At 34.3% G+C, this 26,233-nt stretch carries 19 protein-coding genes and 1 riboswitch; of the genes, 16 read left to right on the plus strand and 3 right to left on the minus strand.

Translation table 11 applies throughout. The features are described 5' to 3' along the window. The first annotated feature begins 29 nt into the window (after nt 1-29). Together ERX46_RS06190 and ERX46_RS06195 are read left to right on the plus strand one after the other, a co-directional pair. Complete coding sequence (locus ERX46_RS06190) at nt 30-923, plus strand: hypothetical protein (RefSeq protein ID WP_130092968.1); 894 nt, start codon at nt 30-32, stop codon at nt 921-923. A 3-nt stretch (nt 924-926) separates the two neighbouring features. Next, the gene (locus ERX46_RS06195; RefSeq protein WP_130092969.1) at nt 927-1,922 is read left to right on the plus strand and encodes a S41 family peptidase; all 996 of its coding nucleotides are present in this window, start codon (nt 927-929) and stop codon (nt 1,920-1,922) included. Between the two features lie 145 nt (nt 1,923-2,067). On the opposite strand, the gene tnpA is transcribed toward ERX46_RS06195, so the two are convergent. After that, on the minus strand, nt 2,068-2,520 hold the full coding sequence (gene tnpA, locus ERX46_RS06200) for an IS200/IS605 family transposase (protein WP_130092970.1): 453 nt from the start codon (nt 2,518-2,520) through the stop codon (nt 2,068-2,070). Between the two features lie 131 nt (nt 2,521-2,651). Continuing rightward, nucleotides 2,652-2,888, minus strand: a complete 237-nt coding sequence (locus ERX46_RS06205; RefSeq protein WP_130092971.1) for a 4a-hydroxytetrahydrobiopterin dehydratase — start codon at nt 2,886-2,888, stop codon at nt 2,652-2,654. A 137-nt stretch (nt 2,889-3,025) separates the two neighbouring features. Here ERX46_RS06205 and ERX46_RS06210 point away from each other — a divergent pair, with 137 nt between their 5' ends. From ERX46_RS06210 to ERX46_RS06245, 8 genes are all read left to right on the plus strand, one after another. Then, entirely contained in the window at nt 3,026-4,321 is a 1,296-nt protein-coding gene (locus ERX46_RS06210) for a metallophosphoesterase family protein (protein ID WP_130092972.1), read from the plus strand. 41 nt (nt 4,322-4,362) lie between these two features. Continuing rightward, nucleotides 4,363-7,785, plus strand: a complete 3,423-nt coding sequence (locus ERX46_RS06215; protein ID WP_130092973.1) for a hypothetical protein — start codon at nt 4,363-4,365, stop codon at nt 7,783-7,785. Between the two features lie 695 nt (nt 7,786-8,480). Next, nucleotides 8,481-9,608 (plus strand): AI-2E family transporter, encoded by a 1,128-nt coding sequence (locus ERX46_RS06220; RefSeq protein ID WP_130092974.1) that lies wholly within the window; start codon nt 8,481-8,483, stop codon nt 9,606-9,608. A gap of 257 nt (nt 9,609-9,865) precedes the next feature. Further along, nucleotides 9,866-10,585 carry a DUF4328 domain-containing protein gene (locus ERX46_RS06225; protein ID WP_130092975.1) on the plus strand — a complete coding sequence of 240 codons (720 nt, stop codon included), beginning with the start codon at nt 9,866-9,868 and terminating at the stop codon, nt 10,583-10,585. A gap of 139 nt (nt 10,586-10,724) precedes the next feature. After that, entirely contained in the window at nt 10,725-11,276 is a 552-nt protein-coding gene (locus ERX46_RS06230; RefSeq protein WP_130092976.1) for an RNA polymerase sigma factor, read from the plus strand. After that, nucleotides 11,267-12,100 (plus strand): anti-sigma factor, encoded by an 834-nt coding sequence (locus ERX46_RS06235; protein WP_130092977.1) that lies wholly within the window; start codon nt 11,267-11,269, stop codon nt 12,098-12,100. Before ERX46_RS06230 ends, ERX46_RS06235 begins: the two co-directional genes overlap by 10 nt. 267 nt (nt 12,101-12,367) lie before the next feature. Continuing rightward, entirely contained in the window at nt 12,368-12,955 is a 588-nt protein-coding gene (locus ERX46_RS06240; RefSeq protein WP_130092978.1) for a hypothetical protein, read from the plus strand. A gap of 427 nt (nt 12,956-13,382) precedes the next feature. After that, entirely contained in the window at nt 13,383-13,613 is a 231-nt protein-coding gene (locus ERX46_RS06245; RefSeq protein WP_130092979.1) for a ribbon-helix-helix protein, CopG family, read from the plus strand. Between the two features lie 118 nt (nt 13,614-13,731). Here ERX46_RS06245 and ERX46_RS06250 read toward each other — a convergent pair whose 3' ends face one another. Next, nucleotides 13,732-15,465 (minus strand): T9SS type A sorting domain-containing protein, encoded by a 1,734-nt coding sequence (locus ERX46_RS06250; protein ID WP_130092980.1) that lies wholly within the window; start codon nt 15,463-15,465, stop codon nt 13,732-13,734. A 93-nt stretch (nt 15,466-15,558) separates the two neighbouring features. Continuing rightward, a riboswitch (cobalamin riboswitch) is annotated at nt 15,559-15,740 on the minus strand. A 225-nt stretch (nt 15,741-15,965) separates the two neighbouring features. Here ERX46_RS06250 and ERX46_RS06255 point away from each other — a divergent pair. The 6 genes from ERX46_RS06255 to purL all read left to right on the plus strand — a co-directional run bounded on the left by ERX46_RS06255 (nt 15,966) and on the right by purL (nt 26,087). Beyond that, nucleotides 15,966-18,221, plus strand: coding sequence for an FUSC family protein (locus tag ERX46_RS06255; RefSeq protein WP_130092981.1), 2,256 nt, complete (start codon nt 15,966-15,968; stop codon nt 18,219-18,221). Nucleotides 18,222-18,418: 197 nt separating this feature from the next. Further along, complete coding sequence (locus ERX46_RS06260; RefSeq protein ID WP_130092982.1) at nt 18,419-18,973, plus strand: hypothetical protein; 555 nt, start codon at nt 18,419-18,421, stop codon at nt 18,971-18,973. Between the two features lie 81 nt (nt 18,974-19,054). Next, complete coding sequence (locus ERX46_RS06265; protein ID WP_130092983.1) at nt 19,055-19,996, plus strand: alpha/beta fold hydrolase; 942 nt, start codon at nt 19,055-19,057, stop codon at nt 19,994-19,996. Nucleotides 19,997-21,057: 1,061 nt separating this feature from the next. Continuing rightward, nucleotides 21,058-21,240 carry a hypothetical protein gene (locus tag ERX46_RS06270; RefSeq protein WP_130092984.1) on the plus strand — a complete coding sequence of 61 codons (183 nt, stop codon included), beginning with the start codon at nt 21,058-21,060 and terminating at the stop codon, nt 21,238-21,240. A 138-nt stretch (nt 21,241-21,378) separates the two neighbouring features. Continuing rightward, the gene (locus ERX46_RS06275) at nt 21,379-21,876 is read left to right on the plus strand and encodes a glycosyl-4,4'-diaponeurosporenoate acyltransferase CrtO family protein (RefSeq protein WP_242494540.1); all 498 of its coding nucleotides are present in this window, start codon (nt 21,379-21,381) and stop codon (nt 21,874-21,876) included. Between the two features lie 524 nt (nt 21,877-22,400). Then, nucleotides 22,401-26,087 carry a phosphoribosylformylglycinamidine synthase gene (purL, locus tag ERX46_RS06280; protein ID WP_130092986.1) on the plus strand — a complete coding sequence of 1,229 codons (3,687 nt, stop codon included), beginning with the start codon at nt 22,401-22,403 and terminating at the stop codon, nt 26,085-26,087. Nucleotides 26,088-26,233 lie beyond the last annotated feature (146 nt).

Here is a 26,233-nt window from a genome sequence, read left to right on the forward strand (position 1 = left end):
TTAGCACATTAATTTTCAATTTTGATAAAATGAATAAACTAATAAAACCATTTCTTTTATTATTCCTTTTTGGAAGCTTTCAAAGTTTCAGTCAAGAAAGAGATAGTTTATCAGAAACGCAACTTCCGAAAGAAATTTACACTACATTTTCTTTTGGATTAACGAATCCTATTTACCGAGATTTTGCCACTTCTCCCCTATTTTATAGCGGAATTGGAATTGAATTGAATTCAGCTCGATTGATGCGTTCAGAAAAACGAGAAAGTTTATTTGAAGTAGGACTTGGAATTAGTGCTCAAACTGCACGCGTTCCAAAAAGTGATTTCATTCAACCGGGAAGCTTTGCAGGTTATGGAAAGTTTCAAATATTCTACCAAGAATTATGGAAAATTGAAGCGCTTTCGGACATTAAATACAACACGAAAGTTGGAGGAGCAATTGTGAGTACTCAAAATGTGAGGGCTAATCCTGATTTACAAAACAATACTATGGGTTTGGAAAATATTTCAAATTTAATGGCATCAGCGCAATGGTCACTTGATGTTTCTAGAACAGAAACTAAGCAATTGAATCTTTGGTTCTGGAAACCCACTTTAAAACCTGTAAAAAGAGATTTAAGAATCTTACTTAATGTTGGTCTTTTGAATTTCAATTATCGTCCTGGCTATGCTTATTCCTATGATAGTGAATTAAATGGAATGGAAACCAATCCTGTTGAATGGGCTTTTGAAAATTATAAATGGTCACTGAATGGTTGGAGATTAAAAACACAAGTAGAATACATCAAATATCTTCCGAATGGGAATGCCACAAGCTTATCCTACGTTTGGGAAGCAGCGCATGCTCCAGGGAAATTTGAGGACTTTCAAATGGCGAGTCACCAGCTTAAATACACAATTTATTTTCACGCTAAAACAAAATAAATCATGAAACATTTACTTTTAATATTATCGGTTTTACTTTTGACTTCGTGTGAGAAAGTTTTGTTCAAAAAAGATATGGGTTCAGCAAATCCGTTAGATAATTTCGATTATTTATGGAATGAAGTCGATAAGAAATACAGCTACTTTGAATTGAAAAACATCGATTGGAATGAAATGCGAGATACGTATCGTCCTATGCTGAATGAAAATTCATCAGAAGTGGAATTATTCACCGTTTTAGCTTCTATGTTAAACGAATTAAAGGATGATCACACAAATTTGATTTCTCCTTTTAATGTTTCGGTTTATAATGTAGCACTCAATGGAGCAAAGAATTATCGTGCAAGAACAATTGATGAATTTTACCTAACAGATCCTTGGAGAACAGGAGCTTTAAAACACGACTTCTTGAGCAACGGCGAAGTTGGATATATTCGCTATGGAAGTTTTATGTCAAACTTCAGCGATGCACAAATGGACTTGGTCTTAGAAAGATATAAAGACACCAAAGGAATTATTTTAGACTTGCGTGAAAACGGTGGAGGAAGTATCTTCAATATTCCGAAATTATTGGGCAGATTTACTCAGTCAAAAACATTGGTTGGTTATAGTATTACAAGAGATGGTGAAGCGCATGATGATTTTGGAGAGAAAGAGAATTTTTACATTACTCCGCATGGAAATGTTCAATATTTGAAACCAGTAATCGTGTTAATTGACAGAGGTTCGTACAGCGCGACAACGTTCTTTGCTGTTGCAACAAAAGCGTTTCCAAATATCACACTGATTGGCGATGCAACTGGCGGTGGAGGAGGTTTACCAAATGGTGGTCAACTTCCTAATGGCTGGACTTATCGATTTAGCATAAGTCAATTACTTGATTTGAATGGAAATAATTATGCTGAAAATGGCGTTCCAGCAGATATAAATGTGGCTTTTGATTGGAATGATTTGGAGACGGATGAAATTTTAGAGCGAGGAATTTTGGAGATAAAATAGAAAAACAATAAAATCGAAAACATGGGGTTTTACCCCATGCGGAAATACACCATCCCGCTGGGATTTACATTGAGTGAACCCTGAAGGGGTGGTGTATTTCCGCATGGGATTTTAATCCCATGACTAAAGATTTTTTTGTTTTTTTTCAGTCCCAAAGATATTTTTCATCATAGTCCATATTCTCATCTTCTAAAAGTTGAATATATTCTTCTTTAAATGTTTTCTTGGAATGATGGGCATGTTGGTTTTTGATATAATTTATCACAATTGGCGCATCATTATCTCTTAAAGCAAATGCAGCATATCCCCTTTGCCAACTGAAATTCTCAAGACTTTCATCTTTCGTTTTCATCCATTTCGAAGATTTAGCTTTTACGTTTCTAAGTAAATCCATTAATGCAACCCTGCTCGATAGCTTGCATAATATATGAACGTGATCTGTATATCCACCAACAATTATGGCTTGACATCCCATTGCGTTGCACACACCGCCAAGATAGGCATGCAATTCCTTTTCGATAGGGCCTTTTATAAACTCTTTCCTGTATTTTGTGCTAAACACGATGTGTAAGTAATTCTTAACATTTGATTGTCCCATGGTGATTTATTTTAGGTTAATTTGATGGCTATTTTCCATCTTAATTTTATGCCGTTTGATTTAGATTTTGACACGTCTCTAAATTAAGATAGAAAAACTTTTGGGATAAAAAATAAGATTTCTTTATTTTATTAAGTTATTTGATTTACAGCCTCGGCAAAATCATGGTCTTTTTTAGTCACTTTCATCCCTTCATCGTGAGTGGTAACTTCAATTCTAACATTTTTGTAATCATGTAAAATGATATCAGGATGATGTTTTTGAGCTTCTGCAATTTCACCTACTTTGTTTGTAAAATCAAGAGCTTTCTTAAAATTTTCGAATTCAAATTCTTTTTTCAATTTATTGTCTTCTTCTTTCCAATTCATATTTTTTGTATTTTTGAGTGAGTTCATAAGGTAGAGATTTCTTTTTATTTAGAAAACAGTTTAATGCCAAAATTGTATAAACCAAACAATCCTCTTATCTTCATGAATCGAAAAATCATCACAATTAAATCAAATTTATGGCACTCAAAATTCTAGTCACAGGAGATATTCATATCGGGAAGAAATCATCAAGTGTTAAGCAGGATACAGACGAAAGCGCTACGAAATCTACATGGGCGAAAATCGTTGATTATGCTATAATGAATGATGTGGCTGTTTTGGCGCTTACTGGAGATGTTGTGGATCAAGACAATCGTTATTTTGAAGCTATTGGACCTTTGCAGACCGGATTTGAGAAATTAAAGAAAGCTGGAATTGATGTTTTTATGGTTTCGGGAAATCATGATTTTGATGTACTTTCTCAATTGGTCGACTCTAATTCTTACGAAAATGTTCATTTATTGGGGAAAAATGGAACTTGGGAAATGAAAACCTTTGCTAAGAATGGCGAATACATTCAATTTGTGGGATGGTCATTTCCGAAAAGACACTTCAATGAAGATCCATTGATGACTTTTAATATTGAAGGAATTGATTCTAGTTTGACGACAATTGGACTTTTGCATGGAGATGTTGATGTTCCTGACAGTAATTATGCGCCAATTGATTTGAATAATTTTTCGAATCTTCCTGTGAATGCTTGGATGTTGGGACATATTCACAAACCTCAAATATTGAGAGCTGCTGAACCTTTGGTTTATTATCCAGGATCTCCGCATGCTTTGAGTTCGAAGGAAACGGGGATTCATGGACCAGTTTTATTGACTATACACTCTACTACTTCGATTGAAAAAATTCAGATTCCTTTATCGCCAGTGAGGTATGAAACTATCGCGATTGATATTACGGATCAAATTACTGAAGCTGATGTTAGAAATAAATTGACTTCTACTTTATATGATGATGCAAAATCAAGAATTATGGAATTGGAGAAAGTTTCATTTTTGATTTATGACATTCATTTAGTAGGTCAGCACAGTAAAATCAAGGAACTAGAAACTTGGGTTAAACCAATAATCGACGCTTATGATCAAGAAATTGATGCTACCGAAACCCGAATTTCGGTAAGAAAAGTGGTAATGAATGTCCGACCGAAAGTTGATAATTTAAAAGAATTGGCTTTGGAGTCTTCTCCTGCAGGAATTTTAGCGAATACAATTATTGCTTTAAATAATGGCGAGACAACTGATTTTTCGGAGAAACTGCTTTTGCAATGGAAATCGATTCATTCAAATATTAAACAAGCTCCCGTTTATCAACCGTTGAATACTTCGGAAAGCTTCGATCTTGAAGAAAATCATAATGCAGAAAAGTATATCCTTAATGAATGTAATCGCATTCTTACAGAACTAATCGAACAACAGAATCAATGAAAAAATCACCTTACATATTAAAAGAGCTGTCGATTAAAAAAATGCCGGGATTTCCATCTGGCATGGAATCTTTGAATGATTTGGCCGCAAATGTGAATATCATCACTGGCCCAAATGCTTCGGGTAAAAGCTCGACTGCTCGTGCAATTCAAGAATTGATTTGGCACAACAACACCAAAGGTTTACGCCTTCAAGGTTCTGTTAAAATTGACAATGACGCTTGGGAAATTGATATCGATTCTGGTCGAATTCGCACTGAAAGAAACGGAATAGATGAACAACTCAAAGGACTTCCATCTTTAGAAGGACACAAACGTTATTTACTAGCTTTGCACAACTTTGTGGAAGGTGATGAAAACGATTTAGCGAAGGAAATTGCTAAACAATCGATTGGTGGATTTGATTTAGATGCTGCACAAAATGAGCTTGGTTATTCTGATAGAATTCAAAATTTAGGAGCGACAGATTTTAAGAAATTTAAAGATTCAGAGAATAAATACAGAGCTATTCGAGAAGAACAAAAGTCTTTAAAGAGAGAAGAAGATTCGCTTGTTCAATTGAGAAGTCAAAAAGAAAAAGCTGAAATAGCGAATAAACTGAATGAATTTTATACCAAAGTTGCTGAATACCTTGAATCGAAATTGATTTACAATCAGCTGACTGATCAAATTAATGAATTTCCAGAATCGATTACTAAATTGACTGGAAATGAACACAATCAAATTCAGGAATATGAAAAAGAAATTGAAGAATGTGTAATCAAAATTGACAAAGCTTCAGCTGAAATAGAAAAGAGTAAAAACGAATTAAAGAAGTTAACGATTTCAGCATCTGGAATTGAAGAAAAAACAATTTTAGAGATTCAAGAACGATTAGAGAAATTAGGAGATTTAGATAGAAACATTGCAGATTTCAAAAGTCAGATCATTCAAGAGAAAATAAAAGAGAAGACTGCTTTAAATAGTGTTGACGATTCAATTGATCCTTCAGAATGGAAGAATTTGAATATTCAAGATGTTACTGGATTAGACAAAATGTTACGTGATGCGCATCAAGCATTAGGAGAAAATAGATTTTTAAATTCAGAAATTGATTTACTTGAAGTAGAAGCGAAAAAGTTTCAAAAGGAAAATCTAAAATCAGAAACCTATACTTACGGAATAAAAACTTTAGCGGAATGGTTGAAAGACCCAACTGATTCAAAAGGAATTCCTCTAAAAACAGTGATTGTAATTTCTACTTCTGGAATAATCGCTGCGATTGTAACTTATTTCATTGGTTGGATTGGAATTTTGTTGGGAATACTACTTTTTATAGCTGCGTATTTATTTGCAAAATCAGCAAATGGAAACGGCTCAAACTCTCTTGATATTCGCGAAAATGACTTTAAAAAGTCGGGATTAAAATCACCATCAAGTTGGGATAATGAAAATGTAGCGAATCGAATTGATGAATTGATTGCTCAACTTTCTGATGGAAAAGAATCAGAAAGAATTGGTCAAAGATTGAAGGATTGTCAATCTAAATTGAAGAATTTACAAATCAGAATGGATTCGCTCAATGCTGTTCGTCAACATTGGATAGAAAAACTACAAGCTGCTCCAGGATTTCCAGAAAGCAGTTCCAATGATTTCAGTAGTTTGTATTGGTTTTTGACTCACGTAAAAAATTGGCAGGAAGCGTTTATTCAACGAAAAGCTTTAGAAGTGAAAAGTTCCGAAGCAAAAGAACAATACGAAAACGAATTAAATAAAATCAATGCATTATTTAACAATTCTAACCTAACTGAAACAAAGGATATAATTGAAGCCAAAGCGACTTTCTCTGAATTGAAAAAAGAAGAAATTATTCGTAGAAACGAGACGCAAATTATTCAACAGAAAGAAGAGGGTATTAATGAGCTATCAAATTTAAAAAAGAAAAGTAATGAAAGACGTTTAAGTATTTTTCAAACCATCGGAATAGATGAAAAGGACAAAGACAGTATTCAAGAATTGATTAAGCAATTAGCGGGATTTAAACTATTGGAGAAAGATTTCTATTCTTCAGAACAAGCTTTTCTGAAACTTGAAAGTCAATTACACGCGCATTCTTTATTCAATGATTACGAAGAAGAAATTAAAGGTTTAGCAATTGATGAAGCGAAAGAAAAAGCGAATTTGAATAAAGAAATCGCCAATAAAAAAGAAGAGATTCAAAATGAAATTGTAGGAATTGAGACTTTAATTAATGACAAAAAGAAAGGTCACGAATTAGAAGATTTACTCACCGAAAAAGAAGAAGCTTTGGATGAATTACATCTACTTTATGAAAGAAATCTTGCTTCTACAACTGGAGAGTTAATTATCAGCGAATTAAAGAAAGAAACGCAAAATAAAAATCGTCCAGAAGTTTTTAAACGTGCTAATGAAATCTTTAATAAAATCACATTAGGACGTTATGAATTGAAATTAAACGAAAAAGAAGGTTCTAGTTTTGAAGCGAATGACAAAGTGCTAAAACGCAGTTATAATTTATCTGAATTATCTACAGGAACGCGTGTTCAGCTTTTACTTTCTGTAAGATTAGCGTATGTAGAAACTGTAGAATCGGCAATCAAATTACCTTTATTAGCAGACGAACTTTTGGCAAATAGCGATGACGAACGTGCCAAAGCAATCATCGAAGCATTGATTGAAATTAGTCGAGAAGGCAGACAAGTATTTTACTTTACAGCACAAGCAGACGAAGTTGGAAAGTGGATGGCGCATTTAGCTCCAACAGATCTTGAATATAAAGTAATTCAATTGAACAGTAAAGGGAACGAAATTTATAATGCTGATCAGTTTCAACCAGAATTGAGTAATCTAATTTTTACGCAAGACATTCCAAAACCGATTGGAAAATCACATAAAGAATATGGAGGGATTTTGGCTGTTCCTGCATTTAATTTACTAACTCAAGAAAACAGTGAACTTCATCTTTGGTATTTAATCGAAGATCTTGAATTGCTTTATTCTGCTTTAAACAGAGGATTGAAAACGTGGGGCCAATTAGAAAGTTACCACAAGAACAACGGAAAGATTGAGCATTTCGATGAAGTAATTTTCAATCAACTTTCTGATCAAATTACAGTTTTAAATCGCTTTCAGGAACTACATAAAGTTGGACGTTCTAAGCAAATTGACAGAAGTATTTTACAAGACTCAGGTGCTATATCAAGTTCGTTCATAGACAAAGTTTCAGAAAAGGTAATAGAGTTAAAAGGAGATCCAGTTTTATTAATTCAAGCATTAAGGAGCGGAGAAATCTTACGATTTAGGTCAGACAGCGCTGATGAATTGGAACATTATTTATTGACTGAAAGATTTATTGATGACAATGAAATTTTAGAAAATGAGGACATTCTGGTTCGCATGCAGGCTTTGATTTCTAATTTAGATTTGCAAGCTGAGGACATAGAACGTTTTTTAAAGAGAATTTAACTTATTTCAAGAATAGCGAAAATTAATTTTATTGGCTCTGTTTGAAATACTGTTGGTACTCAATTTTAATCCTTTGAAAAATTAATAGTTCTACTACGAATTTAACTGTAACCTACATAATTTGTATTTTAAAGTAATTATCCAAGTCATCATTTCATTTTTACAAGCAAGCATATGGAAACCTGTCTTTCAGCTGGTTAGTCCCGTCGGGACGGCATATTAATAGCCAAGGACGTAAGTCCTTGGTTTAAAACAAATAGATATAATACAAAACCCAACAAAATCGACCTAATTGCATGCAATTAGGTCGATTTTGTTGGGTTTTGTTTCGGTTTGTATCGTTTGGCGGATGGACTTACGTCCATCCTTATTAACATGCCGTCCCTCTGGGACTTAGAACAATAAATACTTAAATAACAGAGACTTATAAAATTAAGCGAAATGTATTTTAATAGAAAGTTTCTATTAAAATAAAAGTAGAACCAAATTAGCAATCGTTTAGCTTCATTGAAAACCATAGATTTTAAATCTACTCACACAAAATCATATAGAACCATTTTATTTAGCATATATCACAAAAAGAACATTAGTTATATTCAATCTAAAGATGTAGTTTTATTCTCGATAAATGCATTATCATTGGTTAAGGAAAACCAGATAAAACACTAGTAAACTTACTCTTAAAACTATACACAATGACGCTGTCCTTCCAAAGATTATTTTTTGCTGTAGCATCAATATTTGCCCTTTTCGCAATCATGATTTTGGCAAAAACGATTCTTATTCCGCTAAGTATAGCATTGCTGAGTTCATTTATACTTCTACCAGTAGTAAAAAAACTCGAGAAATGGGGAGTCAATAAATCTCTTTCTGTAACGTTTTCCATTCTAGGAGTGTTTATAATAATTGGAGGGATTTTACTTCTGTTTTCTACTCAATTCATCAAATTATCATCTGAATTTTCTGATTTTAAAGAAGAAATACTGACGGCTTTTACTGACCTTACTTTATACATCAACGAACATGTTCCTTTTCTACCAGATTTAGAAAAAGAAGATCTAATTGAAAAAATTAAAACCTGGGCTAGTGAATCAAGTGGAACCTTATTAAGTAAATCCATCAGCGGAACGAGTGCATTTTTCGCTGGATTCATCATCTCTATTATTTTTACTTTCCTATTCTTAATTTACAGAAAAGGATTAACGAATGCATTCGCTAGTTTTGCTAAAGTAGAAAACAGGCCAAGAGTCGTTAAAATGTTAAAATCTGTTCAGCAGGTCGGACAAAAATATATTATTGGAATGGTTATTCTTATTAATTTGGTCGGATTAATCAACAGTGTAGGATTATGGATTATCGGTCTAGACAACCCCTTCTTTTTCGGATTCTTAGGCGCCACTTTCTCCATTCTTCCATATATAGGAACAACCATCGGAACGATTATTCCAGCGGTATTTGCATTGGTTTCTTACGATACGATTTGGGTAGCTGTTGGAGTAATCATTCTATTTTGGGCTGTCCAATTGGTGACAGATAATTTCCTCACGCCAAAAATCGTAGGAAGTAGTTTGGATGTCAATGCCCTTGCCTCTATTTTAAGTATAATCGTTGGTGCTTCAGTTTGGGGAGCCGCAGGAATGATTCTGTTCCTTCCTTTTGCCGCAATGCTGAAGGTGGTTTGTGAAGAATTTGACGAACTGAAACCAATTGCTTTGCTGATTGGGACCAAGAATTATGTAGATGATAATGGCAAGAAGAAAAATGTTGGGAAGTTTAAGAAAGCTTGGAGTTGGGTGAAAGGGAAGTTTGGGAAAGAGAAGTAGGATGGTTATAAAAAGATTAATGGACTTGAATTAGAACATTATTTATTGATATCAAGTAAATTTTAGGGAGTAAAGACATTATCATTCGCTTACAAACTTTGATTTCTAATTTAGAATTGAGAAGTTCATGAAGCCGTAAAATTAATCAGACGAATTTTAAAAGAAAGTAAACCTTCAAGTTATCAGGTTGAAATAATTACTTTTAGCTCTTTTTAAAACTACAAATGATACTTTAACTTTAATTCTACTCAACTACAATGGCAAAATTAAAACCGAATGAAACCAGAGCAAAAACAGCTATCATACTTATATGGATTGTTTTAGGATTTGAAATTATCTCATTAATTTCAAGTTTTTTACAACTCAACCTACTCCACAATTCCGAAGCAGGTGAACTAATCACCATGGAAGAATTAAATAGCAATAATTTAAGAGTTCAGGTTATTGCAATAATGTATATCATAGTTTCAATAATTTCTGGTGTGACTTTTATCATGTGGTTTAGACGTGCATATTACAATTTACATCAAAAGGTTTCATATCTTTCTTATGACGATGGATGGGCTGCAGGAGCTTGGTTTGTTCCTATAATGAATTGGTTTCGTCCTTTGCAAATCATGAAAGAGTTATATACTTATACGCCAGAATTCCTCACAAATAAAGGTATTGAATTCGAAAACAAACTTCAGAAATGGTCTCTAATAGTCTGGTGGACTTTGTGGATTACAGGTGGTATATTGGGAAATATAGGGTCTCAATTAAGCAGAAGGGCTGAAGAAGCAGTAGAATTTATTTTTTCAACAAACATCTCAATTATAGGTAATGTTATTGGAATAGTACTCGCAATAATTACTGTGAAAATAATTTCAGATTATGCCAAAGTTGAACCGCTACTTTTCGAAACAGAAGATCTGAATGATCAAATTAACTCTGATTCGTTCAACATCGGAACCAGTACAACTCTTTTGGATGATTAAAACACTGTATTCTGCTAAGCTACATCGAACTATTCTTAAGGTAAAAGTTAGAATTGAAAATTAGAATTGAAATAATTGATTAGTAATTCCTTAAACTTTTTTCATTTCTTTGTAAAATAAAACACTACTTTTAATACCGATGAGTGAAAACGAAATAATCCAAAATGTTGCGAGCCTGCAATTAGGCGATCACGTTGCTTTGGAAAAGATATACGATAACTATTCCCCTGCCCTATTTGGGTTGTGTTTAAAAATCGTAAAAGACGAAGCATTAGCACAAGATATTTTACAAGAAGCATTTGTAAAAATCTGGTCGAAGGTAAATACTTACGATAATAATAAAGGTTCATTTTTTACGTGGATGCTTAATATCACTCGGAATTTGGCCATTGACAACTATCGTAAAATTACAAGACATCAAACAATTTCAATCCAAAACAACGAAAAATCCGTACATATATTAAAGGATGATAAAATGGATATCCCAATTCATCATATTGGACTGAAGGATCTCGTTAATGGATTACCCGATGAACAAGTAGAAATGATTGAATATTTATATTTTAAAGGGTATACTCAACAAGAAACTTCTGATGAGTTAAATATTCCACTTGGAACTGTTAAAACAAGATCGAGAACAGCTATTGCATCCTTGAGAGAAATTTTTAAATTATTCGTATTATGGATGTAAAAAACTATATTTCATCTGGCATATTAGAGCGCTATGTTTTTGGCGAAGTTTCTTCACAAGAGAAGCAAGAAGTAGCGTGTTTATCTAAAATTTATCCAGAAATTCAAAAAGAACTATTTGCACACCAATTAGGTGTTGAGAAAATGGTTTCAAAATATTCAGTTACTCCTCCTCAAGAATTAAAGCAACAAATTCTTTTAAAGGTTAGCAACACGTCGCAAGATCATTCTACCACAGAGGACAAAGATGAAAAAATCATTTCTATTAATAGGACGAATCAAAAATTGGAATCGAATAAGAATATTTATAAATATCTAGCAGCAGCTTGTTCAGTAGGAATGATATTGTTATTGGCTGGTGGCTTTTATTTGAATAATCTTAACACTGATTTGAAAGGAACCATTGCAGCAAATGACAATAAAATAACTGATCTAGAAGGTGATTACAATCAAATGGCTGCAACGAACGAATCTATAAATCAAAAGTTTGAGATAGTAACAAGTGCTAGTACTTCGAAAATTTTGATGAAGGGAACAGAGAGTCAACCCACTTCTTTGGCCAATGTATTTGTTAGTGAAGAAAATGAAAATGTTTATCTCCAAGTAGGGAATCTTCCAGGTATTTCTGAGAATAACGATTATCAACTTTGGGCAATTGTTGACGGAAAACCAGAAAGTTTAGGTGTATTTAATACAGAAAACAAAGAAGAATTACTTGAAATGAAGTATTTCCCTAAAGCACAAGCTTACGCTGTAACACTTGAGCCTAAAGGAGGTAGTGAATCACCAACAATGGAGAATATGTATGTTTATGGTGGGGTTTAGGAATTTGAAAACATCTTATATTAATAGAAAAGAGAGCAGATTAGTCTGCTCTCTTTTTGGTTTGCGAATGATGCTTATGTTTATTAGATAAAGTAAGATGTTATAAGAAAAATTGACCTTTATAAAGAAATTACGCCTATGCGAATAAAGATTCCAAATAAAATAACAAGCGAATTATACGGTTATAATTAAATTATTCGATTCATTAAAAGTGCAAGTGATATTAATAATACTACAATTGAATTAGATTTTGAACTTGTCTCATTTTTGGAGGCTAATTTATGTGCGGTTTTAGGAGTTTGTTTTGAAATTCTAGAAAAAAATGGTAATGAAATTAGACTTATCAACCTTCAACCCAAGGTAGAGAGAATAATGCGAAAAAACGCTTTCCTACTAAAGTATGGTTATGGAGCAATAGATGATTTTTATCAGACAACAATAACTTATCATAAATTTACTCCTGACAACGATGAAGGATTTAATGAGTATATAACGCAACAATTACTAGCAATGTCGGGCTTTCCATCACATAGTAAAGCTTTAGGCAAGGCCATTTTACGTAATATTTTTGAAATTTTTGAAAATGCTAGAACTCATGGTTCTTGCGAATATATTCATACTTGTGGTCAGTTTTTTCCAAAAAAGCCAGATAAACCTCTTCACTTTACGATTGTAGATAAAGGAATTAACATTCAACAAAATGTACGTGATTATTTAAAAAAGGACATTAAAGCTGATGAGGCAATCAAGTGGGCAATGGAAAAAGGAAATACAACAAAGGTAGGCGACACATCAGGAGGGTTAGGTTTAAATGTAATTTTTGAACTCAAGAAACTTAATTTTAGTTACAGATGATGGAGATTTTGAAAATATTTTTACTGGAAAGACATTAGTTTCTATGAGCTAGTTCTCTGTAGTCTTTCTTATTCATTTTCCCCATTCCTATAGGTTTACACTACCAATTTGAGAAGTTATCAAAACACATTTTCATTTAAAGCAATAACATCTTCATTTCTTCCTTTCAAAATCTCAAAATGTTCCCATCGCCAAGCCCTGACGGAGATGAATAGCTTGCTGAACTTGCTTGCACAGTGTTTTAAGTTGGTGAAAGCGACCTACGGAAGCTCTTTGCCAGCTTTTTAAACACGTAACAAAGCGAGAAAGCAACTAGAAAACGCAGACAGATTAAGGCTCCCTAAAGAAAAAAATCAACCAATTATAACGCAACTAATTAAAGAATAAATAGTTATATTTACTGTACGTAATTCTAAATCAATAAAAAATGTCAGACTTCACTATTTCACTTCCTTCCTCCCTACTCCGACTTTTAGAAGAAAAAGCCATTGAAATGGGGGTTGATAAAAACATCCTCATCGAGAAAGCGCTTAATAATTATTTAGACGAATTGAATAGAAAGGAATATATCAAGTCTTTTAGACGCATGAGGAATGATAAGGATTTACTTGCTATTTCAGAGGAAGGGATGGATGACTATGCTCGTAATATTATTTGAATCTTAACTTTTTAAAGGAAAAAGCTTCATTTTAACCTCGTTAAAAAACATAAAAAGCTGGTCCCAAATCGAGACCAGCTTTTTTAAATTGCAGTAAAATTAGTAGTTTGAATTCCTTCTACTTTTTCACTATTTTCTTAATCACAACTCCTGAAATGTTGCTTATTTTCAAATAATAAACTCCATTTGGTAAATCTCCAATTTGAATCGTTTTCTGATTTTCAAATTTCATTAATGTCTGTCCTTGCGTATTCATCAATTGTCCTACAAAATTCACCTCATCCGTTTCAATGTTTAAAACATCAGTTGCTGGATTTGGATAAATATTCACATTATTTACTGCATAATCTGATAAACCTAAATCTGAACAAGTCACTTGAACAGCTTGTGTTTGCTGAGTTTCATTTCCTACAGCGTCTACATAAGTCCAGTTAATTGTGTAAGTCCCTGCTGTTGCATAGCTCAAAGGATCAACTGTGGTTGCAATAATAATTCCAGCACAGTTATCTGTTGCAACTGGGAAGTTTACAATAATACTATCACACGACAATTCCAAAGTTGGCAAAGGAGTTACATCCGCCATTGGTGCAGTTTCATCTTCAATCACAACTTCTTGTGTTTGCGTTTCTGTACCATTTGAATTTGTGTAAGTCCAAGTAACAGTAAAAGTTCCTTGCGTTGAATATGTCAATGGATCATTAGTTGTCGCTGTGATTGTTCCTACATCTGCAGTTGGTGCGGTCAACGTAGCTTCACATTCTGCATTTACAGTTGCTAAAATTGCAACATCAGGAACCGGAACAGCACTTCCAGCTGGGAAAGTTTTTAGAATGCATTTATTTGCAATTGCAACACCAGTAGCTGATCCAGAATCAATTACAGTAAATGTTGTTCCGTCAACTACTTCAAAAAGTGAAGGTGCAGCAAATCCATCTGCTGAACAAATTGCGAAATCTCCAGTGTTTTCGTCGATATCAAACGAGCGACCGTATCCAAATGACCATGAACCACCAGCCAATGTGCTTGTGTACGATGAAACCAATGGTAAAGTTGATGACGTTACTGTGTTATAGATGAATAATTCTTTATTTGATAAATTCCAGAAATACAATTTCGAATCATATTTACGCAATAATGTTGATCCAGGAACGCCAGTTAAGATTTCAGTTCCTATTACATCACTATTTAAAACATCAACAGAAATCAATGATCCTGAACCATTCATTACCCAAACTAAATTTGTTAGTTCATCGAAAACCATTCCTTTGATAGTACCAATTCCTGGAGCAACAACACCAGAAATAGTCTGCGTGAGTGTGTCCACTTTGATAACGTTTGATCCCATTTGAGCATAAATAAATCCATTCGCTTGCAACATGAATTGAGCTGTTGCGCTTATATTATTATTTGGGTCAGCAACAGGTGCAATTGTGTTATTCACTAAATCCACAAACTGAATTGTTTTCGGATTTCCAGTTGCAACGTACCCTTTAGTTTGACTCGCCATTACCAATGTTTGTGGTGCATCTGAAGTTGTAAAAGTATGTACTTCTGTGAATGCTGGATAATCAACAATAGTGATTCTGCCTGGTCCCGAAGGTTTTTCGATCATCAAAGCTTTGTTTCCAAAAACTCCAAAATCTTGTAAGACATCAAACCCTGCTGAGGAGTTTGCTGTTTGATACGCTCCTGCCGATGTTGACGTTGGATTTGTATAGTTAGTCACTGTGTAAACATCTGCATTTGTAGAACCAAAGTTTCCTTCGGCAACAACCTCTAGGTTGTAGAAAGTTTGCGCGTAACTAAACGCTGAAAAAATTACAAATAATAAAAAGGTAAATTGTGTTCTCATTTTAATAATGATTAAAAATTAATAAAATGGAAAAACAATAGAAAGCACAGACAAATGGCCAAAATGTCTCTCATTCTACTTTTTCTCCGAAAGTGAATTATTTACATTCTGGCAGGTCTCCTGACTTAGCTCATTAATTAACCTTCCCAACTGTCGAGTGACAGTCAGTGGTATTTCTAATTAAATACGAACTTTTACAGTTGCGGGAACAGTTTCTGATTTTCACAGAATTCCCTTTTCATTCACAAAGTGAAACCGAAATGTGGCGCGAAAGTAGTGATATTATTGGAAGGTTAGCTTTCTTTTTAATAATTAACCAAGACCATGAGATAAAATCTCGCCGCAGCTTGGTTAATTATTAAAAGCCATAAATTTCTTCTTCCTTGCGACCTCAGCGAAAATTTCTGCAACTTGGCGGTTAATTTTTAATTTGCCACAGGCACAATTCTTTGTATTAAAACCTTCAAGTTTCCTTACCTTTGCACCCTACAATTCCAAGCATGACAAAAAGTAGACGCACAAGATTTGAGTTATTCATAAAAAGCTCCCACTTTTTCAGAGGTGTGGTCATTACTTTGTCGTTAATTATACCTTTGCTGTCCTTCAATGCGCTTGGTTATATGAGTCTTGCTCCATCGTTTATTTTTGGAGCTTTTCTAAACTCTCCAAGTGATATTCCTGGGAGTTTACGCAGAAAAGTCAACGGAACTTTAATCAGTATTTTACTCACGACTTTAATGACCGTGCTGATTTTATATGCCAGACCCAATTTCTATTTAATTTTGTTTTTCATCAGTATTCTCACTTTTGGATTATCGTTTTTATCTGCTTTCGGATTTAGGGCTTCATTGGTTGGATTCTCAAGTTTATTAGCCATGACATTGGCCTTGGTGGTTGACAAAACTACATCTGCTGAGATCTGGATCCATGCTTTTTATATGGTATTGGGTGGACTTTGGTACATTTTAGCTTCAGTGACTTTCCACAAAATCATTCCTAAAAAAGATGATGATCAACTCTTGTCGGAAACATTAAAACTGACTGGAGAATACCTTGAAGTTCGTGCGAAACTATTAATTGAAGAAGGAGATAGAAAGCCATTAATCAAGCAAACTTTCGTTTTACAATCTCAAATTAATGAAAAACACGAAACTTTAAGAGAACTATTATTGGCTAGTCGTAAACGTTCTGGTCGTTCTCATTTCGATGAAAAACGTTTATTGATTTTTATTTCATTAGTTGATATTTATGAATTGGTGATTGCCAATAGCTGGGATTATGAAAGTTTTGATAAACTGTTTGGAAAAGAAAATAAGCACTTAGAAAAATTTAGTCGACTGAATATGTCGATGAGTGAACAATTATCAGCGCTTTCAACTGTGCTCATAACTAAATCAGCAATTCCGAGTAAAGAAAGTATAGAGAAATGTTTGAAAGAAGCGCACAATACCATTGCGGATTATATTGAAATTCACAAACTTCCACAAGCACGTGAAGGCGCTTTGATGATGCGGAATTTACACGATTTCCAGAAACAAATATTTCAAGAAGTCGAAGCTATTGGTTATGCTTTAGCGAACATAAATGATACTTCTAAAGTTACGCTTAAACGAAGTGAGGCAAAGCAATTCTTGACACTTCAAGAATATAAACCGAAGATTTTATTGCAACATTTTGCTTTAGATTCTGTGATTTTGCGCCATGCATTGCGATTGACAATTGCTATGGTCTTTGCTTATGTTTTGGGAAACATCTTTGAAATACAAAATGCATATTGGATTATGTTAACTGTTTTGGTAATTCTTCGTCCAAATTATGGATTAACAAAAGAGCGTGCAAAAGACAGAATTGTTGGAACTGTGATCGGTGGTGTAATTGCTTTTGGGATAGTCATCATTACTCAAAACCCTTATGTATACGGAGTTCTTGCAGTCATTTCTCTTATTCTGGCGTTTTCATTAATGCAGCAAAATTATAGATGGGCAGCTGCTTTTATTACTTTGAATGTTGTCTTTATCTACTCATTTATTCATCCGAATGCATTTTCCGTTATTCAATACCGCGTTATAGACACCGTTTTAGGAGGAGTCATTTCCTACTTGGCGATTGCGACTTTATTTCCGAGTTGGGAGGCGCTCAACCTAAAAACAGTTTTATTTAAAGCGGTGAAGAAAAACAACGCTTATTTGAATGCAACACAAGAATTTTACATCGATAAAGAAGCTAATTCTCTTACTTATAAATTAGCTCGAAAAGAGGCTTTTTTAGCTTTGAGCGAATTGAGTGCAGCATTTCAGAGAATTACACAAGATCCAAAATCTAAACAAGTAGAATTCAAATTGATTTATGATATTGTAACGCTAAATCAAACTATTTTGTCTGGAATTGCTTCGTTAGGTAGTTTCATCCAAAGTCACAAAACGACTCCAATTTCTGTTGAAACGAGTGCATTATTTTCGAAAATAACGAATACTTTGTCCAGAACGGCAATTTTATTAGATACCGATCACCAATTCAAAGTTCAACCTCACGGAAATATCAAAGAAGCGAAAGAAAGGCTTTTGGAAAACTATCAGGTATTATCTGAAGAGCGTGATGCGAATATCAAGGAAGGTGTTTTAAAAATTAATAAAGCAGATTTGCATGAATTGCAAGAAGCGCACTTGGTGAGTAATCAGCTGATTTGGTTGGTGGCTTTGTCTAGTAATTTGAGAAAGGCTATTTTGAGGTATGAAACAAACTTCGGAGATAAGTAAGGAAAAGTTCTTCAGGGAAGAATGACGCAAAGATTCGCAGAGGGGCAGAGTCCCGTACAGTTGTCGGGACGCAGAGAGAGCCTAAAGCACTTGTTTTTTAAACGAGGATAAAAGAGAGGTTTTCACAGAGTTGCACGGAGGGAAAAGGAAGAATGACGCAAAGTTTCACAGAGAGGAAAAGTAAACTTTAGAGACGAATGAAAAAACAATATTCATACGAAAAACTTGGTAAAAGAACAGCGATAATTACATTCTTAATAGCCTCACTAATCTGTTTGTTATTTTTATTTACTGGAGATACGAAATATGGATTTAGGGGATATTTCTTTTTTCTCGGTGCTTTGGTAGTTAATTTTGGCATCATGATTTTTCTATTGGTAAAAGCTTCAAATTCTGAGAATTCTAAAAAAATTTACCGAAGTATTACTTGGATATTGTTGAATATTCCGGTGGCAATATTCTATTTTATGATGGGTATCTATTTTATTGGAACAATACGAATTACTATTGAAAATAACTCTGGATCAGATATTAAAAACATGAGTATTACTGGATGTGAAAACAAAAACATCGATTTGATTAAAAATGGAGAAACTGAAAATGTTTGGATAAATATTCCAAATGATTGTTCTATTCAACTGCATTATCAAAATGCTAAAGGTGATGCTCAATATGAAACTATCATGAGTTATGTAACTTCAGGAATGGGTCGAAAAATAATCCATAAAGTAGGAAAAGGTGAAAACTGGTAAAACAAGCAAGCATTTTATATTGTCAAAAAGAATATCTTTAAAACAAAAATGAAACGAGAGTATTTATTTTAAAACCCAATTATGAAAAACATCAAGAAAGCCCTAAAATATATCTTCTCAATAATTGGATTTTTATTGCTTTTCTCCATACTTCTTGGACAAACAGATATTGGGAATTTTTATCAAGATGAAAATGGAGAAAACAGCTTTATTTCTATTGGAAATGAAAAAATTAGATTCATCCAAAAAGGAAGTGGTAAAGATATTTTGTTTATTCACGGAACGCCAGGATCAATTGAAGATTGGACGATTATGATTGACAAATTAGCAAAAGATTTTAGGGTTACTGCTTTTGATAGATTGGGACATGGTTTTAGTTCTTCGAATGAATATACTTATCATTTAAAAGACAATGCTGAACTCGCTGAGCAATTAATTAAGGAATTGAAATTAGAATCTCCGATGATTATTGGTCATTCTTATGGTGGTTCTGTTGCGGCTTATATGGCTGTTCATTCAGAAATGAAAAATCGGGAATATCTGATTATTGATTCGCCATTTTACAAAGTCGAACCAAACATCACTAATAGATTGGTCTCCGCTCCTATTTTAGGAAAAGGTATCGCTTTTATTTCAGCTTTTACTATTGGGAAACATGAGATGAAAAAAGGAGTTTTATCCATGTTTAAATCTCCAGAAAATGAAAAAAATATTGATTTCTATATTGAAGAAAGACAAAATATTTGGTCTCAGCCGAAAGTGATTTACTCTAATGCAAAAGAGATTGTTAATCTACCAGAAGATTTAAAAGCTATATCAGGAAAATACAAGAATATTGATGTTGAAATGACTTTTATTACAGCGGAAAATGCTAAAAGTACATTTAGAAAAGATGCTGAGAATTTACATAGCGAAGTTCAGAACAGTAAATTAATTTTGATTTCAAATACAGGACATTACATTCAATTGGAACAGTCCGGAAAAGTTTTGAAAATCATAAATGATAAAATGGAAGACGAATAGTATATCGTTATTCCTTCTTCGCTCTAGCTCCCTATTCTAACCCCAAAATTGAAACTTAAACATTCAAGAAAAACAAAACACCAAATCGAAGCCTTTTTCTCCGCTCTCATTCCCTTTCTCACTCTATCCTAATTCCAAAATTGAAACCAAAACCTTCGAGAAAAACAAAACAACAAATCGAAGCCAAACCTCCGCTCTCATTCCCTTTCTCACTCTATTCTAACACTAAAATTGAAACCTAAACCTTCGAGAAAAGCAAAACAACAAATCGAAGCCTTTTTCTTCGCTCTTACTCTCTTTCTCACTCTATTCTATTCTAACCCCAAAATTGAAACCTAAACATTCAAGAAAAGCAAAACAACAAATCGAAGCCCAAACTCCGCTCTCATTCTCTTTCTCACTCTATTCTAACCCCAAAATTGAAACCTAAACATTCAAGAAAAGCAAAACAACAAATCGAAGCCTTTTTCTCCGCTCTCATTCTCTTTCTCACTCTCTCCCCCCCACTCTTCACTTCCCTCTATAAAATTTCCAAACCACTAATCCTATTAATGCAAAAAAATGCAGAATCACTAAGGTGAAGAATACGTAAGCTATTGTCATAATATGTAGTTGTGTTTTACAACACTAAACTAACATATTTTATTTATAAACGCTCTTTTATTTTACTCTTTTTGAAATCTCGAGGTGTAATCAGTCAAAAGATGTGCAGACTAGACTTGGTTAAAAAAGATGGTAACACCAATCACATTTACTTTGATATTCAGTCATGTAAGTTATATAACACAAGAAATAGATTAGGGTTTTTTCTTGAAAATTTTCCAAAAAACATAACCAAAACCAACCACAATGTGAAGCATTACTATTCCAAAAATTATATAGGGTGTGCTCATATTCTAATCGTTTAAATTCTCATTACGAAAGTATCAAAATATTAAATAGACCAGATTAATAGTTCTTACAATTAATTGAAAACCGTTCAAAAGTCATGTTTCAATAAAAACATAAATCGGTGAAAAAGTATCATTTTTAATTGTACATTTATTCAAAATACATACACTATGAAAAAATTTGGAATAATTGAGCTTTCAGCTATACTTCTAATGACTTTCGGAATTACTTATTTGGACTTCGACAATTTGAATTTCCAAGACAATTACAAAGCCTATATTCAATTGATGATTGGAGGAGTATTGATCGTATATATACTTTACAAAAGATCTCAGGCCAATAAAAGAGAATGATTTCCACAACAAAAACGCATGCTAAACAAATATTAATGAATCAATTTTTCTCTATTTAACTCAACCCATTTGAACTTATTAAAGAAAATCATATTTCCATTACTTTCCATTTTTCTAGCATTTAGAATGATCGAACTAATGAGGATTCTAATCTCGACAGAACCAAAAGAGTATGGATTTGGATTAACTTTCTTCTTTGCATTTCTACTCACGCTATACATCACCGGAATTTTCGCCTTTTTAGGTTTTGCTTATCCAACAAATAAAGTTTTACCCAAAAGCTATTACAAACTAAAGAATCCAAAAATCTTAGTTAAAATTAGCAGAATTCTTGGTGTTAAATATTTTCAAATGCTTCTCATGCTTGCCTTTTGGGGAACTAAGAAGAATAGAAAAAAATACTTTAATGGAACAAAATCTGGATTAAAAAACTTCATTTTTCAAACAAAACAATCAGAATTTGGTCATTTCGCCGCTTTGATTGGCATATCTATTCTTTCAATTATTCTAATTCCACGAGGATATTATTCTCTCGTAATTATCATGACAATAATAAATATCATTGGAAATTTGTATCCAATTTTATTGCAGAGATTGCATCGGGTGAGGATTTCGAAAATTATGGTTGATGAATGACACGGATCTCCGACCTATGATTTCCACGGATTAAAAACCCATAATTTTTTATCTTGTATCACTAGTATTTATCTACCTGCAATTCTAAAATGTCTATTTCAAAAAAAAAGAAGGGATTCCTCTATTTTTTAAAACCGTTGGTTTTGAAAAACATTCGGAATGACAATCTTATAAGGAGGTTTTCGGGAGAAATATTGCTCAAGCTCCGCTTGAACAATATTTCTCCCGTCCCATAACACCCCAACACCTGTAATTCCGATGGAGTGCAACGACGAGGAATCCCTTATTTCTTAAGTTTTACACTTCTCCGCACCAAAATAAAATCCGTGTAAATCCGCGCTGCTTGCATCCGTTATGCGGTGACTGAGCTTGCCGAAGTCCCGCGTTCCGTCATCAAAACCACCACCAACACAACCCCACCAACCATTCCCCTAAATACATTTTATTCAAGCCACTTTTTAAACCACATTCTCATTTTAAAAGCTTAAATTTGCAGCCATAAAATAACATTCAAATCCTATATAATGATTCACTTCTTTGGAAACGTAAACGGTAAAGTATTTACTGTTCAAACAACAAAAGAATTATCAACTGAAACTACTGCCAAATTGGTGTGGTTATTTGGTGACCAACCAAAGATAGAACAAGCATCATTAGGTGCTTTTTTTGTTGGTCCTCGTGCGGCTATGATTACACCGTGGAGTACAAATGCAGTTGAAATTACACAAAACATGGGGATTTCTGATATCCTCCGTATTGAAGAATTTCAAGCGGTAGATAAAGATACAACGGATTTTGACCCGATGATTTCTGAAAAATATGATGGTCTTCAACAAGATTCATTTAACGTTCAGATTGATCCAGAAGCGATTCTAAATATTGAAGACATTGCCGGATACAACCAAAAGGAAGGTTTGGCATTGAACGATGAAGAGGTTGAATATTTGGAAACCATGGCTAAAAAAATCGGGCGTCCTTTAACGGATTCTGAAGTTTTTGGATTTTCACAAGTGAATTCAGAACACTGTCGTCACAAGATATTCAATGGAACGTTTGTTATTGATGGTGAAGAGAAAGAACGCTCTTTATTCAGAATGATCAGAGATACGGCAAAAGCAAATCCAAACGGAATCGTTTCGGCATACAAGGATAACGTGGCTTTTGTAAAAGGTCCAAACGTTGAACAGTTTGCTCCAAAACGTGCTGACATTCCAGAATATTACGACATAAAAAGATTCGATTCAGTTATTTCATTGAAGGCTGAAACGCATAACTTCCCAACAACTGTTGAGCCTTTTAACGGTGCTGCAACTGGTGCGGGTGGAGAAATTAGAGATAGATTAGCAGGTGGGAAAGGTTCTTTGCCACTTGCTGGAACAGCGGTTTACATGACTTCTTATTCTCGTTTAGAGCAAGAGCGTCCATGGGAACAAGCTTTCGAAGAAAGAAAATGGTTGTACCAAACGCCAATGGATATTTTAATCAAAGCGTCGAATGGTGCTTCTGATTTTGGAAATAAATTTGGCCAACCTTTAATTACGGGTTCTGTTTTAACTTTTGAACACCACGATGCTGGGAATACGCATGCAGATGCTGACCACAGAAAATTAGGGTTTGATAAAGTCATCATGCAAGCCGGTGGAATTGGTTATGGAAAAGCAGACCAAGCAATAAAAGGTATTCCACAAGAAGGCGATAAAATCGTTTTATTAGGTGGAGAAAATTACCGCATTGGAATGGGTGGAGCAGCAGTTTCAAGTGCTGATACTGGAGCGTTTTCTTCAGGAATAGAATTGAATGCTGTACAACGTTCTAATCCAGAAATGCAAAAACGTGCGGCAAACGCTGTTCGTGGAATGGTTGAAAGTGATGAGAACTTCATCGTTTCTATTCACGATCACGGAGCTGGAGGTCACTTAAACTGTTTGAGTGAATTAGTTGAAGATACTGGAGGATTAATCGATTTAGATAAACTTCCTGTTGGAGATCCTACTCTATCGGCTAAAGAAATTATCGGAAACGAATCACAAGAACGAATGGGTCTGGTGATTGCCGAAAAACATATTGAAACACTTCAGAAGATTGCAGATCGTGAGCGTTCTCCAATGTACACGGTAGGTGATGTTTCGAACAACAATCGCTTTACATTCCAATCGAAATCTACAGGTTTAAAACCAATGGATTTTGCTTTGACAGATATGTTTGGAAGTTCGCCAAAAACAATCATGACAGACAGCACAGTTAAACGTGTTTATTCTGATTTAGATTATAAGAAAGATAAATTCTACGACTACCTAGACCAATTATTACAATTGGAAGCTGTAGGTTCAAAAGATTGGTTAACGAACAAGGTTGACCGTTGTGTGGGTGGGAAAGTTGCCAAACAACAATGTGCTGGTCCATTGCAATTGCCACTCAACAACGTTGGGGTGATGGCGTTGGATTACAAAGGAAAAGAAGGTGTTGCAACATCAATTGGACATGCTCCAATCGCAGCATTGATTGATCCAGCGGCAGGAAGTAGAAATGCAATTACTGAATCTTTAACGAACCTTATGTGGGCGCCGTTAGAAGAAGGTTTGAAAAGTGTTTCTTTATCTGCAAACTGGATGTGGCCTTGTAAAAACCCTGGAGAAGATGCGCGTCTATACAAAGCGGTGCAAGCGGTTTCAGATTTCTCTATCGCTTTAGGAATTAACGTTCCAACAGGGAAAGATTCATTATCGATGAAACAAAAATATCCAAACGACGAAGTAATTTCTCCGGGAACGGTGATTATTTCAGCGGCTGGACATTGTAATGCAATTTCAAAAGTAGTTGAGCCAGTTTTCAAAAAAGAAGCAGGTCCAATTTATTATATCAACGTTTCACAAGATGATTTCAAATTGGGCGGAAGTTCTTTCTCTCAAATTATGGGTCAATTGGGGAATGAAGCACCAGATGTTAAAGACGCTGGGTATGTTAAAACGGTATTCAATACGATTCAAGAATTAATTCAAAACGATCAAATCGTTGCAGGTCACGATGTGGCTTCTGGTGGATTGATCACTACACTATTGGAATTGTGTTTTGCAGACAATAACCTTGGAGCAGAATACGACTTGACGAGTTTGAATGAAGAAGATTCGTTTAAGGTATTATTTGCAGAGAATTCAGGAATTGTTTTCCAATCGAAAGATGCAAGTATTACGACTGTTTTAGAAGCGAACAACATCAAGTTCCATGAAATTGGTAAAGTGGTAGAAAACGATTTCGTAAGTATTATCAACGGAACGGATGCTTTCACAATGACGGTTTCACAATTGCGTGATACTTGGTTTAAGACTTCTTATTTGTTAGACCAAAAACAAACGGCAAACGGATTAGCGAAAGCGCGTTTTGACAATTACAAAAATCAAGCATTAAAGTATACTTTCCCTAAAGGGTTCACAGGTAAACTTCCAATAATGGAAAACGTTCAATTGCGTCCAAAAGCTGCAATTATACGTGAAAAAGGAAGTAATAGTGAGCGTGAAATGGCAAATGCGATGTATTTAGCTGGATTTGACGTTAAAGACATTCACATGACGGATTTAATTGAAGGCCGTGAAACTTTAGAAGACATTCAGTTTATTGGTGCAGTTGGTGGATTCTCTAACTCGGACGTTTTAGGTTCGGCGAAAGGATGGGCTGGTGCATTTTTATACAACGAAAAAGCAAAATTAGCCTTAGAATCATTCTTTAAACGTGAAGACACACTTTCAGTTGGAATTTGTAACGGTTGTCAGTTATTTATGGAGTTAGACCTGGTAAATCCAGAACATGATGCCCACGGAAAAATGACCTACAACAATTCGAAGAAACACGAAAGTGGATTTACCTCTGTGAAAATTCAAAAGAACAATTCAGTGATGCTATCTTCATTAGAAGGAACAACATTAGGAGTTTGGATTTCGCATGGTGAAGGGAAATTCAAATTACCATACGCTGAAGATAAATACAACATCGTAGCGAAATATGCCTACGATCAATATCCAGCAAATCCAAACGGTTCTGATTTCAACACAGCAATGATGTGCGACGCTTCAGGAAGACACTTGGTAACAATGCCACACATCGAACGTTCAACATTCCAATGGAACTGGGCGAACTATCCAGATGGTAGAAATGACGAAGTTTCTCCTTGGTTGGAGGCTTTTGTGAATGCAAGGGAATGGATTGAGAGGAAGTAAGAGGTTTAGTTTTATATAGTATTGGAAGAGGAGTTTCAGAGATGGGGCTCCTTTTTTTTGTTTATAATACTGGATTATAAGGGGTTGGTTTGGAATAAATGTTAAATTTGGGGAGAGGGTCAAGTCAGTATGACAATTATGAGTTA

This window comes from Brumimicrobium glaciale, from assembly GCF_004152935.1.
GTDB lineage: Bacteria > Bacteroidota > Bacteroidia > Flavobacteriales_D > Crocinitomicaceae > Brumimicrobium > Brumimicrobium glaciale.